Raw genomic sequence first — 14,057 nt, forward strand, 5'->3', positions numbered from 1 at the left:
GGCTTTGGCGGATACTCAGGCCCCAACAGACCGACAGAGAGAGCGCCCATGGGATCCCCCCTCGAACCGAACGATCGTGAGCTGGCCGCCTATTGGATGCCGTTCACGCACAACCGCTACTTCAAGCAGCACCACGCCCGCCGCATGCTCGCCAAGGCGGAGGGCGCGTACTACTGGACCACGGAGGGCGACAAGCTCTTCGACGCGCTCTCGGGCCTGTGGTGCAGTGGCCTGGGCCACCGCCACCCGAAGATCGTCGAAGCGGTGAAGCAGCAGCTCGACTCGGTGGACTACAGCCCCGCCTTCCAGATGGGCTACGGCCCCACCTTCAAGCTGGCCGAGCGCATCATCGGCATGTCACCTGCGGGCATGGGCCAGGTGTTCTTCGTCAACTCGGGCTCCGAGGCGGTGGACACGTCGATGAAGATGGCGCTGGCCTACCACCGGGTGAAGGGCGAGGCCCACCGCACCCGCTTCATCGGCCGCGAGAAGGGCTACCACGGCGTGGGCTTCGGCGGCATCTCCGTGGGCGGCATGGTGGCCAACCGGAAGATGTACGCGTCGGCCATGCTGACCGGCGTCGACCACCTGCCCCACACGCACAGCCTCAAGGACATGGCCTTCAGCCGAGGCGAGCCCACCTGGGGCGCGCACCTGGCCAATGACCTGGAGCGGCTGATCGCCCTCCATGACGCCTCGACCATCGCGGCCGTCATCGTCGAGCCGATGCAGGGCTCGGCCGGCGTGATTGTCCCGCCCAAGGGCTACCTGCAGCGCCTGCGGGAGATCTGCACCAAGCACGGCATCCTGCTCATCTTCGACGAGGTCATCTGCGGCTTCGGCCGCATGGGAGCCAACTTCGGCGCCCACCACTTCGGCGTGGTGCCGGACATGATCACCTTCGCCAAGGGCGTCAACAACGGCACGGTGCCCATGGGCGGCGTCATCGTCCGCAAGGACCTCTACGAGGCCTTCATGACGGGCCCGGACCACGCGGTGGAGTTCTTCCACGGCTACACCTACTCGGGTCACCCGCTGGCGGTGGCCGCCGCGCACGCCACGCTGGATGTGCTGGCCACCGAGGGCATCAACGAGCGCGTGAAGTCGCTGGTGCCGGTGCTGGAGGAGGCGGTTCACGCCCTCAAGGGCGAGCCCAACGTCATCGACATCCGCAACTGCCAGCTGGCCGCCGCGGTGGAGCTCACGCCCATCGAGGGCAAGCCCGGCCTGCGCGCGGTGCGGGTGTTCGAGGAGGCGCTCAAGCGCGGGGTGCTCTTCCGCTTCACCGGCGACATCCTCGCCATGGGGCCGCCCTTCACCTCCACGCCGGAGGAGCTGGGCCGCATGGCCGAGGTGCTGCGCGAGTCGATTCGTGCTGCAGGCTAGTTTTACAGCTTATTCCTGTAACACAGGCTTGACTTGATTGCCCTTGGGGGCTGTGACAGAGCCGGACTCTTCCTCAGCTCCCGAGGCAGTCACATGCGTCGCCACCTGAAATCCCTCTGGCTCGTGCCCGCGCTGCTGGCGAGCGCCTGCGGCCCCACCGACCTTCCGGTCAACGAGGAGCAGGCCTCCCTGGACGTCACCACCCAGGAGGTGCTCTACGCGCCGCCTCCGCCGGCCAGCGGCAACATCCTCGACAGCACCACGTACATGGGCGCGGTCGCGGTTCCGGGCGCGGTGCAAACGCGCTTCACGACCAACCCCCAGTACTTCTCCTTCAACTTCCAGGTGCGTGCGGGCGCGCAGGTCAAGCTCGAGGTGACGCACCTGGGCAGCAGCATGGGGCTGGACACGGGCCTCTTCGTCTACGGCCCCAAGGGCTCCGATGGCCGCTACAGCAGCGCGATCCTCGCCCTGGACGATGACGACGGCTATGGGCAGCTCAGCAAGATCGACTCCGTCACCCTGGCCACGCAGGGCGACTACCTGGCGGTGGTGAGCGCGGGCGCTGGCTCGGGCAAGCAGTTCCGCCTGCAGCTCAGCTGTCTCAGCGGCAACTGCGCCCCGGTATTGGATCCATCGTTGTATGACGCGTGCGAGCTCAACGTCGCCACCCGCATCGAGATCTGCGTCCAGGCGCGCGTGGAGGAAGTGGATCCGGTGCTCGGCCGGCGCATGACGGCGCAGGAGGCGTATGACGCCTGCACGGGCTCGGACGACGCGCACGCCAACTATCTGTACGTGTGCAACGGTGGCAGCGAGCAGCCGGAGTTCTGCGCGGGCGGCGAGCCGACCTACACCGAGCTGATGTGGCCGGTGTGCAAGGACTTCTACAAGCACTACTACGGCCTCTACACGCTGACGCTCGCGCCCGAGCCGATCAGCGCCAACCTCCAGTCCAAGGTGAGCGCGGGCAACGCCTGGTGCCAGACGCAGAACTGGTCCACCTGCCATGGTGCGCTGGAGTCCTACAGCTTCCCGTGGAGCACGACGGCGACGCCGTGGCTCCAGCGAGCGGCGGAGGCGGTGGCCAACGAGCGTGGCGGTATTCCCTACTGGGGTGAGGAGGTGCTCACCTACGCGCAGTTCGTGGCGCAGGCGAACCCGAACTTCCAGCTCGACCCGGCGCTGCTCAACGACGTGGGCAACGGCACCGAGGCGGTGCAGGTACACCACTATTACGACCAGGCCATGACGGCACCGGACTACTGCGAGTGGTTCGACACCTACGTGCTGCTCTTCCCCGAGTCGCACAAGGTCGCGGTGTTCGACTACGTCTACGGCCGCGACTGCTAACGCGGTCGGACCCGCGACCTGCGTCCCCAGAGCGTGCCCCCATACCTTCTCCCCAGCGTCACTCGGGAATCAAAGCCCGTGTCGGCCGGGGTATGTTCCCCTCGGAGAGAACTTCTGGCGCGCCCGTTCGTTACCTCGCGACGCCTTACCTCTCACGGGGGCAACTCATGCTCACATACCTCGCGCCACGTGCCGTCGTGGCCGTCTTCGCCGTGGGGCTGGCCGTGCCAGTCTCCTTCCATCAACAAGTCCTGGGCGCACGCGCGGACACGAACTCCCTGGGCGGCGAAAACCGCTACCTGACCTTCGTCAGCACCGACAAACCGCTCTATCGCCCAGGCGAGCAGGTGATGGCCCGAGGCCTGGTGCTCGAGAGCTACAGCCGCAAGCCCTACCCGGGCGGGCTCCAGGCGCAGGTCGAGATTCGCGGCCCCAAGGGCGACGTGGTCACCACGGCGATGGTGAACATCCAGGAAGCGGTCTGGGGCTACTCGTGGGCCATCCCCCAGGAGCTGGCGGGAGGTGAGTACACGCTCAGGGCCTTCTACCCCTGGACAGGGGAAACCCCCGCCGAGCGGAAGTTCGACGTGCGGGCCTACCGCGCGCCCCGCCTCAAGTCGCAGATCGAGTTTCTCCGTGACGGCTACGGCCCAGGCGACACGGTCACCGCGACACTCGACGTGAAGCGTGCCGAGGGCGGAATCCCCGCAGGTGCGAAGGTGACCGCCACCGCCGTGGTCGATGGCGCCACCGCGGCGCAGGTCTCGGGCACGGTCGACGAGAAGGGCCTGTGTACCGTCAGCTTCAAGCTCCCGACGCGCATCGAGCGCGGCGAGGGCTCGCTCGCCTTCGCCATCGAGGACGGTGGCGTCGTCGAGACCGCGGCCAAGACCCTCCCCATCCTGTTGCAGACGCTGGACCTCGCCTTCTACCCCGAGGGTGGAGACCTGGTCGCGGGGCTCTCCTCGCGCGTCTACTTCGAGGCCAAGACGCCCGCGCAAAAGCCCGCGGACCTGATGGGCGCCATCATCGACCAAGCCACCGGCCAGACGGTGGCGACCGTGCGCTCCGAGCACGAGGGCCGTGGCCGCTTCGAGCTGACCCCCAAGGCCGGCGCGAAGTACGCGCTGCGCATCGACCAGCCCTCGGGCATCCAGAAGACCTTCCCTCTGCCCGAGGTGAAGGCCAAGGGCGCCACCCTCCGCACGGGTGACGAGGTGGTGGCCGCCGGCAAGCCGGTCACGCTCTCCGTCGCCCTCTCCGGTGTGAGCAAGGCCAAGTTGACGCTGAGCAAACGCGAGGTGGAGGTCGCCTCGGCCCAGGTGGGCGCGAACCAGACGGTGACCCTCGACGCGAAGGATGCCGATGGAGTGCTCGTCGCCACGGTGTGGGACCACGATGGCCGCCCGCTCGCCGAGCGGCTCGTGTTCCGCCAGCCGGCGAAGGCCCTGCAGGTCGAGGTGCGCGCGGACAAGGAGAGCTACGTCCCGGGCGACACGGTGCAGCTCACCGCTCGGACGACGCGAGATGGCAAGCCGGTCTCGGCGGTGGTGATGCTCACCGTCACGGACGACGCCGTGCTCGAGCTCATCGAGAAGCGCGACCAGGCGCCGCAGCTCCCGGTGATGGTGCTGCTGGAGCCCGAGGTGAAGGAGCTCGCCGACGCGCACGTGTACCTCGATGAGAAGAACCCCAAGGCGCCGCAAGCGCTCGACCTGCTGCTGGGCACGCAGGGCTGGCGGCGGTTCGCGCTCGCCGACGCGGTGAACTTCGTCTCCCTGCATGGGGACCTGGCCCGACGCGCCCTCGCGGTCCGCGTGCCCCGCCTCCAGCGCCCCGTGGACGACTTCGAGGACGTCCTGGGCGGGGCACTCGTGGAGGAGGTGGCCAAGGGAGGGCCGCCGCCCAAGCCGATGAAGGCACCTCCTCGCGGAGGCGCGCCCGTTCCAGCCGCCGCGCCCGTGGCCGCCGCGCCCCCGCCGCAGCCCGCGCCGCCGGCACCTGCCCCCGTGCAGGTCGCTCCTCAGCAGGACATCGCGGGCAAGGTGGCCGCGGCCAAGCCGAAGCCTGCCCCCAACCAGGACATGGTCGCCGCGGAGCGCAAGGCGGAGCGGGCCAAGCGAGACATGGCCCTCTTCGCCGATGAGCGGGAGATGGCTCCGGAGCCCCCGTACGAGCCGCATCCCGTCGTCTACTTCCGCGAGTACGCGCACACGGTCCGGCCGGGCCGCAAGGCGGGTGATCGCCTCGACTTCTCCGAGACGCTCTACTGGAACGCGGGCGTGCGCACCAACGCCAAGACGGGCGAGGCCAAGGTCTCCTTCGGCCTGAACGACTCGGTCACCACCTTCAAGGCCTTCGCCGGAGCGGTGGGCGCGGATGGCGCGCTCGGCTCGGCGGTGGCGACCCTCGAGTCGGTGCAGCCGTTCTACGTCGAGCCCAAGATTCCCCTCGAGGTCACCTCGGGCGATGTCATCCAGCTCCCGGTGGCGCTGGTGAACGGCACGGCCTCGGCGCTCAAGGGCGCGGGGGTGAAGATCGACCTGAAGGGTGACGTGCGCGTCGCTTCCCTGGGCGCGGTGGACCTGGCCGCCAAGGAGCGCGCCCGCCGGCTCGTCGAGCTGAAGATCGGCCAGGAGTCGAAGCCGGTCGACCTGAAGCTCGCGGCGACCGCGGGCAACTATTCGGACACCGTCACCCGCACGCTGACCATCAAGCCCAACGGCTTCCCCATCCGCGCCTCGTTCGGCGGGCTCGTCTCGGCCCAGAAGCCGGCGGTGCATACGGTGACGCTGCCGGCCAACCTGGTGCGCGGCAGCGTGAAGACCTCGGTCATCGTGTACCCGAGCCCGCTGGCCAACATGACCCAGTCGCTGGCCCGGCTCATCCAGGACCCGTACGGCTGCTTCGAGCAGACCAGCTCGACGACGTACCCGATGACGATGGCCCAGCAGTACTTCCAGACGCACAGCGGCGTGGACCCCAAGCTGGTGGCCACCGCGCGAGAGAAGCTGGAGGCCGGCTACAAGCGGCTGATCGGCTTCGAGACGCCGGAGAAGGGCTACGAGTGGTTCGGCGAGAAGCCCGGCCACGAGGCACTCACGGCGTTCGGCCTTCTGCACTTCGCCGACATGAAGGAGGTGCGCGAGGTGGACGCGGCGATGCTGGCGCGCACCCGCACGTGGCTCCTGCAGCAGCGCGATGGCAAGGGCGGCTTCGAGCGCAAGCGCCGCGCGCTGCACGAGTGGGTCGAGGACCGTGACACCTCGAACGCCTACATCACCTGGGCGCTGCTGGAGAGCGCGGACCGCCCGGTCGAGGTGGCGCGCGAGATGGCCAAGGAGATCGCCTCCGTGAAGCAGTCGGCGCTCAAGAGCCAGAACAGCTACGTGCTGGCGCTCGCCGCCAACGTGCTGGCGCTGGCGGGCGAGGGCGCCGAGGCCCGGAAGCTGATGGAGCGGCTCGCCGCGAAGCAGGGCAAGGAGGGCGTGGTGGACGGCGGCACGCAGTCCATCGTCGGCAGCTCGGGCGAGACGCTTCAAATCGAGACCACCTCGCTGGCGGTGCTGGCGTGGCTCAAGGAGCCCGCCCACGCGGGCAACGTGGAGCGCTCGATGAAGTTCCTGGCCAACTCGTGCGAGGGCGGCCGCTACGGCTCGACGCAGAGCACGGTGCTCGCGCTGCGCGCCATCGTCTCCTACGACAAGGCGCGGGCGGCCAAGCGGGCCCCGGGCGCGGTGCGCGTCTACGTCAACGGCCAGCCGGTGGGCAGCGCGGTGAAGTACGCGGCGTCCTCCCAGGAGGCCATTGTCCTGCCTGACGTGTCCGAGCTGCTCGCCCCGGGCGAGCGGAAGATCGAGCTGCGCATGGAGGGCGGCACCGAGCTGCCCTACTCCATCGAGGTCGTCTACAACGCGCTGATCCCCGACAGCTCCAAGGAGACGAAGGTCGCGCTGGAGGTGGCGCTGGCGAAGACGGCGCTCACCGAGGGCGAGCCGACCGAGGCGCGCGTGTTCGTGTCCAACAAGACCGACGAGAAGCTGCCCACGGCGGTGGCCATCTTCGGCGTGCCGGGCGGGCTCGAGGTTCGCCACGACCAGCTCAAGGAGCTGGTGAAGAAGAAGACGGTGGACGCCTACGAAGTCATCGGCCGCGACGTGGTCCTCTACTGGCGCGGAATGGAGCCGCGCAAGCGCATCGACGTGCCGCTGTCGCTCATCGCCGCCGTGCCCGGCACGTACACCGGGCCCGCCAGCCGCGCGTACCTGTACTACTCCGACGAGCACAAGACGTGGCTCGACGGCGTGAAGGTGTCCATCGCGCCGAAGCGGTAGGGCTCAGGCTGGAAGGGGCTTCACCGTAAGCCCCTTCCCGGCCAGAAAGTCTGAGTTGAACACCTTCGAGGCGTAGCGGCTGCCGTGGTCACACAGGAAGGTGACGATGCGCAGCCCTTCGCCCTGGTGGCGGCGGGCCACCTCGTAGGCGGCGCGCACGTTGATGGCCGCCGAGGTGCCCACCACCAGCGCGTCCTCGCGCGACAGGTGGTAGAGCATCTCCAGCATGTCCTGATCCGTCAGGCGCATCGCCTCGTCCACGCGCGCGTTCCGGAAGTTCTCCGTCAGGCGCATGATGCCGATGCCCTCGGTGATGGAGCTGCCCGTGCCCTCCACCTTCCCCTCGCGCACGTAGCAGTAGAGGCCCGAGCCCGGCGGATCCACCAGCACCACGCGCAGCGCCGGGTTCTTCTCCTTGAGGTAGCGGCTGACGCCCGACAGCGTCCCACCGCTGCCCACCGAGCAGACCAGGATGTCCACCCGGCCCTCGCACTGCTCCCAGATCTCCGGGCCTGTCGTCTCGTAGTGGTACTCGCCGTTGGCCGTGTTCTCGAACTGGTTGGCCCAGAACCACCCGTGCTGCTCGGCCAGCACGCGCGCCGAGTGGTAGAAGTGCGCCGGGTTGGAAAAGGGGACTGTAGGAACCTTGCGCACCTCGACACCCATGGCCTCGAGGTACTCGAACTTCTCGCGGGCCTGGCTGTCGGGCATGGTGACGACGACGCGGTAGCCACGCTCGCGCCCCAGCATGCCCAGGCCGATGCCGGTGTTGCCCGCCGTCCCCTCGATGATGGTGCCTCCGGGGGGCAGCTTCCCTTCGGCCTCCGCGCGGCGGATCATCCCCTTCGCGGCGCGATCCTTGATGCTGCCGCCGGGGTTCATGAACTCCGCCTTGCCCAGGATTTCACACCCCGTGAGCCTCGAGACCGAGCCGATGCGCAGCAGTGGGGTGTTCCCCACCGCGTCCCAGAGGGTGCCGATGCGTGGTGCCATGAATGCACTGTCCGTTTCTGAGCAAAATAATCCCAGGCCGTCCAAAGGCCTCGCGGGACGGTGCCAGTTACACCGTTCGCTAGCGGATGCATACCTGAGCGGCTCAAAGGTTAAGCCGAAAACCCCTGCCCGGCGGGACTCTCCTCGTTATCTGCTTCTTCATCCCTGAAGCCATGAGCGCTCCTCCCTTGCCCTCCGCACCGCCGGCTACGCTGAGCGAGGAGCTCTTCTCCTCTCAGCACCACGCGCTCATCCGCGCCATCCTCGACAACATCTCCGAGGGGGTGTCCGTCGCCGACCCTCAGGGCAGGTTCATCTACGTCAGCGCCTTCGCCCGGCGGCTGTACAACTCCACGGCGCCCTACGCCGAGCCCGAGCAGTGGTCCCAGCAGTACGGCATCTTCCGGCCGGACGAGCAGACGCCCTATCCCAGCGAGGAGATGCCCATCTGGACCGCCCTCAAGGGCATCCCCGCCCGGGATGTGGACATGTTCATCCGCAACCCGAGCATCCCCCAGGGGCTCCACGTCCGTACCACCTCCCTGCCCATGCGCGACGAACAGGGCCAGCTGCTGGGCGCCCTGGTGCTCACCCAGAACATCGACAGCCAGCGCCGCGCCGAGGCCGATAAGCGCCGCACCGAGCGGCACTTCCAGCTGCTCGTCGAAACCGCTCAGGAGGGCATCTGGACGATCGACCCGAGCTGGCGCACCACCTACATCAACCGCTACATGGCGGAGCTGCTCGGCTACCGCGTGGAAGAGGTGGTGGGCCAGCACCTCTTCAACTTCCTGGGCCCGGAAGCCCGGAAGAACGCCGAGGAGAACCTGCGGCGGGCGGGCGACGCCCCCCGGGCCCGGGTCCGGGACTTTCCGTTCCTGCGCAGGGATGGGGTGACGGTGTGGACGCGTATGTCCACCACGCCCACCTTCGACGAGCACGGCCAGTACAGCGGCTCGCTGGCGATGATCACCGACATCACCGAGCGCCGCGCCGCCGAGGAGCAGGTGCGCCAGCTCAACGAGCAACTGGAGCGCCGCATCACCGAGCGCACCACGGAGCTCGAGTTCTCCAACCGCGAGCTGGAGGCCTTCGCCTACTCGGTGGCCCATGACCTGCGCGCCCCGCTGCGCAGCATCGCCAGCTTCAGCCAGGCGCTGGAGGAGGACTGCAAGGAGCGCCTGGACGACACGGGCCGGGACTACCTGCGGCGTATCGTCGGCGGCGCGCGGCGCATGGCCGAGCTCATCGATGGAATCCTCGCCCTGTCGCGCGTCAACCGCACCGCGCTCGCCAACCGGGAGTGCGACCTGACTGCCATGGCGCACTCCATCCTCGAGCAGCTCAAGACCCTCAACCCCGAGCGCGAGGTGCGGATCCGCGTCGAGGAGCGGATGGTGGAGCGGGGAGACCCCTCCCTGCTGCGTAACGTGCTGGAGAACCTGCTGGGCAACGCGTGGAAGTTCACCCGCGAGCGCCCGGTGGCGGAGATCGACTTCGGCTTCACCCAGGAGCCTGGGGGGGTGCGCACCTACTTCGTGCGCGACAATGGGGCCGGCTTCAACATGGCCTACCACGAGAAGCTCTTCGGTGTCTTCCAGCGGCTCCACACCCAGCGTGAATTCGAGGGCACTGGGGTGGGCCTGGCCACCGTTCAGCGTATCATCCGCCGCCATGGCGGCCGTATCTGGGGCGAGGGCCAACCTGGCCACGGCGCCTGCTTCTTCTTCACCCTCAACGAGTTCCCCCTGCCACAGGGAACAGCGGCCCGCACGAGCGGCACCTGAGCCATGAACGAATTCGAACGGCGCGTCATCCTCCTGGTCGAAGACAACCCGGACGACGAACTGCTGACCCTGCGCGCCTTCCACAAGAGCAACATCCGCAACCCGGTCATCGTCGTGCGCGACGGGGCCGAGGCGCTCGACTACCTGTTCGCGCGCGGCGCCTACGAAGGCCGGGACGCCAGCCTGCTGCCCCAGGTCGTCCTGCTGGACCTGCACCTGCCCAAGCTGGACGGGCTGGCGGTGCTGCGGCAGATCCGTGAGAACGAGCGCACGCGGACCTTGCCCGTGGTGATGCTCACCTCCTCCAACGAGGAGCGCGACCTGACGGGCAGCTACCAGCTGGGCGTCAACAGCTACGTGCGCAAGCCCGTGGACGTCACCTCCTTCTTCGAGGCGGTGCGTCAGCTGGGCATGTATTGGCTCGTACTCAACGAGCCCTCGCCTACCCCTGCAGAGGTAACCGCATGAACCCCACGCCGCTGCGCCTGCTCCTCATCGAGGACTCCGAGGATGATGCCCTGCTGGTGTTGCGCGAGCTGCGGCGCGGCGGCTACGACGTCTCCTCCACCCGCGTCGAGACGCTCGAGGCGCTCGAGCGCGCGCTGGACGCGGGGCCCTGGGACGCCATCATCACCGACTACTCGCTGCCGGGCTTCACCGGCCTGGATTCCTTCACCCGGGTGCGCCAGCGGGGCCTGGACGTGCCCTTCTTCATCGTCTCGGGAGCCATCGGCGAGGACATCGCCGTGGCGGCGATGAAGGCCGGTGTCCACGACTTCCTGCTCAAGGATCGGCTGGCGCGGCTGGCGCCGGCGGTGGCGCGCGAGCTGCGCGAGGCGGCGGTGCGCGCCGAGCGCCTGAAGATGCAGGAGCAGCTGCTGCTGTCGGACCGGCTCGCCTCGCTGGGAATGCTGGCGGCCAGCGTGGCCCATGAAATCAACAACCCGCTCGCCTCGCTGATGATGAACCTGCACTTCGCGCAGCGCGCCCAGCCGACCGAGGAGCTCGACGGCACGCAGGCCCTGCGCGAGGCGCTGGAGTGCGCCGAGCGCATCCGGGACATCATCCGCGACATCAAGATCTTCTCCCGGCCGGACGACCGGCGCGCCGAGCCGGTGGAGCTGCACCGGGTGCTGGACTCGTCGCTGCGCATGGCATGGAACCACCTCTTCCACCGCGCCCGCGTCAGCAAGGAGTACGCGGAGGTGCCCTGCGTGGAGGGCAGCGAGGCACGGCTGGGGCAGGTGTTCCTCAACCTGCTCATCAACGCGGCCCAGGCCATCCCCGAGGGACAGCCGGACGCGCACCAGGTGCGCGTGGTGACGCGGCGCGAGCCCGACGGCACGGTGCGCGTGGAGATCCACGACACGGGGGCGGGCATCCCCACGGAGATGCACGAGCGCATCTTCGAGCCGTTCTTCACCACCAAGCCGGTGGGGGTGGGCACGGGGCTGGGGCTGCCCATCTGCCGCCGGCTGGTGAGCGAGATGGGGGGCGGCATGGGCGTGGAGAGCGCGCCGGGCCGGGGCAGCATCTTCTGGGTCCGCCTGCGCCCCGCCCAGGACAAGGTCTCGTCTCCCAAGCCCCGCTCGGCGGTAGCCATGCGGGGCGGCTTGCGCGTGCTCATCATCGACGACGAGGTGGCGCTGACGCGCTCGCTCAAGCGGCTGCTGGGGGACAAGTACGACGTCACCGCGCTCAGCCGGGCGCAGGAGGCGCTGGCGCTGATCGCCTCGGGCCGCCGCTTCGACGCCATCCTCTGCGATTTGACGATGCCGGAGATGAGCGGCGCTCAGTTCCACGAGTCGCTGTCCCTGCTGGTACCGGAGCAGGCCCGCGCCATCATCTTCATGACGGGCGGCGCGTTCTCGGAGGAGACCCGGGCCTTCCTGGCCAGGCTGCGCCCCCCGTGCCTGGAGAAGCCCATCGACTTCGAGCGCTTGCACTCCCTGCTGGGCAGCATGCCCAAGGGGGGCTCCGAGGTGCGTGCGCCCCCCGCCCCCGGGGTGGAGGCCAAGCACCGGGCCAGCGCCTGAGGGAATCGCCTTTCCCCCCCAGGGGTTGCCCCTTCAAATGTCACTCAGGAGACTTCGATGGGGTCCCCTCTAGGCAGAAGCCCGGAAACGTGACACATGGGGGGCAGGCTGTGCCCCTGAATGCATGGCCGCCGGCTCAATCCATGAAGCCGGGTAAGAAAGAAGAAGAGCAATGGCAACTGGTACCGTGAAGTGGTTCAACGACGCGAAGGGCTTTGGGTTCATCACGCAGGACGGCGGGGGCGAGGACCTCTTCTGCCACCACACTGCGATTCAGACCCAGGGCTTCCGCACCCTGCAGGAGGGCCAGAAGGTGGAGTTCGACATGGCCCGCGGCCCCAAGGGCCTGCAGGCCCAGAACGTCCGCCCGATCTAATCGCGCGCCGGCCGTTTGAAAGGCTCGGTCCCATGGGGGCCGGGCCTTTTTCATTTCTGGGCTTCGATGCGGGCCTTCTCGGCGAGCATGAGGCCGCGCACGTGCTCCAGCAGGGCCTGCACGTCATTGCCGCAAGAGGCCGGCGTCACCGGCGGCAGCACCTGGACATGGCAGTTGGCCTGGGTCTCCAGCACGAGCCCATGCTTGGGCAGCGTGCGAGCGGTGCCCGTGAGCACCACGGGGATGACGGGGCACCCCATCTTCACGGCGAGCTGGAAGGCCCCGTCCTTGAAGGCCTTCATCTGCCCGTCCGGCGAGCGGGTACCCTCGGGGAACAGCAGCACGGGTACCTCCCGAGCGAGCCAGCGCTCGCACGCCACCATCATCCGCCCCACGCTCTCGCGGTCCCCGCGCACCAGCGGCACGTAGCGGTTGAGCCACATGTTCCAGCCGATGAAGGGCAGCTTGAAGTTGGACGCCTTGGACACCCATTTGAAGGGCCGGTAGAGGCCGAACAGCACGAGGATGTCGCCCAGCGACTCGTGGTTGGCCACCAGCACCGCGGGGCCCCTCCAGGGCAGGTGCTCCCGTCCGTCCACCCGCAGGTGCCACAGCGGGTTCACATACATGTACAGCTGGGCCCAGAAGCACGAGTACAGGTGCAGCACCTTCCCGTTCCTGTCGAACGGGAACGTGAGGGCCCACACCACGAGCGCCCCCACGAAGAGCACCACGCTCGACAGCGCCAGGAACGACCAGAAGACGATGGAGAACAGGAGTCGAATGGCGGGCGCAGTGTGCCATAGCCACGCGCCCGTGGGGGAAGTTCATCCTCCCAGGGTGGGCTTCGAGAGCGTCGCCGTGAGCACCACCATGCTTCCCATCTTCCGCACTCCGGGCAGCGACAGCAGCGCGTAGTCCAGCGCGTGCAGGGCCTGCACCGCCAGCTGCCTCACCGGCGAGGCCTTCTCGTAGGCGCCCCCGCTGAGCAGGAAGCGGTTGAACCAGCTCAGGAGCGCGAAGTGGCGCAGCTTCAAGCCCGGCAGGCGGCTCATGAGCAGCTCCAGCTCACCCTCCTGCAGGGGGCGCTCGTCCGGCGTGGCGCCCTCGTGGATGGGGATATGCGCGCGCAGCTTTCGCAGCAGCGGGTTGAGGCTCAGCGGCTCGGAGAAGACGAGCTGGGCCCCGGGCTTCGCCCAGTGCTCCAGCTGATCCAGCACCAGCCCCAGCTCGGAGATGAGGTGGTGGAGGATGCCGTCTCCCCAGATGACGTCGAAGTGGTTGTCGGGGAACTTGGCCAGCTCCAGCGGCGAGCAGAGGAAGCTCACCCGGTCCTCCACTCCGGACAGCCGCGCACGCTCCGTCGCCAGGCGGATCGACTGGGGCGAGATGTCGATCCCCGTCACCCGCGCGCCCCGGCTGGCGAGGAGGATGGCGTTGATGCCATCGCCGCAGCCCACGTCCAGCACGTGCTTTCCGCGCAGGTCCCCCATCTGCTGGAACCGGAACTCCTTGTGGAACCACGGCTGCAGCTTCCCCGCGTACCGCCGCAGCACCGCCGGATCCATCGCGCGGACCGCCCGCAGCTGAGCTTCCGCAACCCGATCAAAGAACGACGCCTCAGACACCCACCGTTCCGCTCGCATGCCCCACCCGTTCGTCGAGGTTTACAGTGGGGGGAATGTGCGTACGGGGGACTTTGGACGAAACTTCCGAACGGCTCGAAGTGTGGCCTCGCTATCTCCTGGTGAACGTCCGGCGGGCGCCTCCCGTGCTCTACCCCACACGAGCC

The 14,057-nt window shown here is 68.4% G+C and carries 10 protein-coding genes; 7 read left to right on the forward strand and 3 right to left on the reverse strand.

Annotation, left to right across the window (positions count from 1 at the left end; all coding sequences use genetic code 11):
- Positions 1-48: 48 nt before the first annotated feature.
- The 3 genes from aptA (at position 49) to SYV04_RS11470 (ending at position 7,073) form a co-directional block, all read left to right on the forward strand.
- Entirely contained in the window at positions 49-1,386 is a 1,338-nt protein-coding gene (aptA, locus tag SYV04_RS11460) for an omega-aminotransferase AptA (RefSeq protein WP_321545730.1), read from the forward strand.
- A 93-nt stretch (positions 1,387-1,479) separates the two neighbouring features.
- Positions 1,480-2,739, forward strand: a complete 1,260-nt coding sequence (locus tag SYV04_RS11465; RefSeq protein ID WP_321545731.1) for a hypothetical protein — start codon at positions 1,480-1,482, stop codon at positions 2,737-2,739.
- 167 nt (positions 2,740-2,906) lie between these two features.
- Complete coding sequence (locus SYV04_RS11470; protein ID WP_321545732.1) at positions 2,907-7,073, forward strand: MG2 domain-containing protein; 4,167 nt, start codon at positions 2,907-2,909, stop codon at positions 7,071-7,073.
- 3 nt (positions 7,074-7,076) lie between these two features.
- On the opposite strand, the gene SYV04_RS11475 is transcribed toward SYV04_RS11470, so the two are convergent.
- On the reverse strand, positions 7,077-8,066 hold the full coding sequence (locus SYV04_RS11475; protein WP_321545733.1) for a cysteine synthase A: 990 nt from the start codon (positions 8,064-8,066) through the stop codon (positions 7,077-7,079).
- Positions 8,067-8,239: 173 nt separating this feature from the next.
- On the opposite strand from SYV04_RS11475, the gene SYV04_RS11480 reads away from it, so the two are divergent.
- The 4 genes from SYV04_RS11480 (at position 8,240) to SYV04_RS11495 (ending at position 12,265) form a co-directional block, all read left to right on the forward strand.
- A complete protein-coding gene (locus tag SYV04_RS11480; protein WP_321545734.1) occupies positions 8,240-9,853 on the forward strand; it encodes a sensor histidine kinase in 1,614 nt (537 codons plus the stop codon).
- 3 nt (positions 9,854-9,856) lie between these two features.
- The gene (locus tag SYV04_RS11485; RefSeq protein ID WP_321545735.1) at positions 9,857-10,321 is read left to right on the forward strand and encodes a response regulator; all 465 of its coding nucleotides are present in this window, start codon (positions 9,857-9,859) and stop codon (positions 10,319-10,321) included.
- The gene (locus SYV04_RS11490; RefSeq protein WP_321545736.1) at positions 10,318-11,889 is read left to right on the forward strand and encodes a response regulator; all 1,572 of its coding nucleotides are present in this window, start codon (positions 10,318-10,320) and stop codon (positions 11,887-11,889) included. Before SYV04_RS11485 ends, SYV04_RS11490 begins: the two co-directional genes overlap by 4 nt.
- 172 nt (positions 11,890-12,061) lie before the next feature.
- Positions 12,062-12,265, forward strand: a complete 204-nt coding sequence (locus SYV04_RS11495; protein WP_321545737.1) for a cold-shock protein — start codon at positions 12,062-12,064, stop codon at positions 12,263-12,265.
- 50 nt (positions 12,266-12,315) lie between these two features.
- On the opposite strand, the gene SYV04_RS11500 is transcribed toward SYV04_RS11495, so the two are convergent.
- Positions 12,316-12,999 (reverse strand): lysophospholipid acyltransferase family protein, encoded by a 684-nt coding sequence (locus SYV04_RS11500; protein WP_321545738.1) that lies wholly within the window; start codon positions 12,997-12,999, stop codon positions 12,316-12,318.
- Positions 13,000-13,092: 93 nt separating this feature from the next.
- Entirely contained in the window at positions 13,093-13,893 is an 801-nt protein-coding gene (locus SYV04_RS11505; protein WP_321545739.1) for a class I SAM-dependent methyltransferase, read from the reverse strand.
- Between the last annotated feature and the right edge of the window lie 164 nt (positions 13,894-14,057).

It is taken from the genome of Hyalangium ruber (assembly GCF_034259325.1).
GTDB classification, from domain to species: domain Bacteria; phylum Myxococcota; class Myxococcia; order Myxococcales; family Myxococcaceae; genus Hyalangium_A; species Hyalangium_A rubrum.

Bases quoted from the DNA above. Each gene is read 5' to 3' on its own strand.
- aptA (WP_321545730.1), top strand. From the start codon at position 49: ATGGGATCCCCCCTCGAACCGAACGATCGTGAGCTGGCCGCCTATTGG.
- SYV04_RS11465 (WP_321545731.1), top strand. From the start codon at position 1,480: ATGCGTCGCCACCTGAAATCCCTCTGGCTCGTGCCCGCGCTGCTGGCG.
- SYV04_RS11470 (WP_321545732.1), top strand. From the start codon at position 2,907: ATGCTCACATACCTCGCGCCACGTGCCGTCGTGGCCGTCTTCGCCGTG.
- SYV04_RS11475 (WP_321545733.1), bottom strand. From the start codon at position 8,066: ATGGCACCACGCATCGGCACCCTCTGGGACGCGGTGGGGAACACCCCA.
- SYV04_RS11480 (WP_321545734.1), top strand. From the start codon at position 8,240: ATGAGCGCTCCTCCCTTGCCCTCCGCACCGCCGGCTACGCTGAGCGAG.
- SYV04_RS11485 (WP_321545735.1), top strand. From the start codon at position 9,857: ATGAACGAATTCGAACGGCGCGTCATCCTCCTGGTCGAAGACAACCCG.
- SYV04_RS11490 (WP_321545736.1), top strand. From the start codon at position 10,318: ATGAACCCCACGCCGCTGCGCCTGCTCCTCATCGAGGACTCCGAGGAT.
- SYV04_RS11495 (WP_321545737.1), top strand. From the start codon at position 12,062: ATGGCAACTGGTACCGTGAAGTGGTTCAACGACGCGAAGGGCTTTGGG.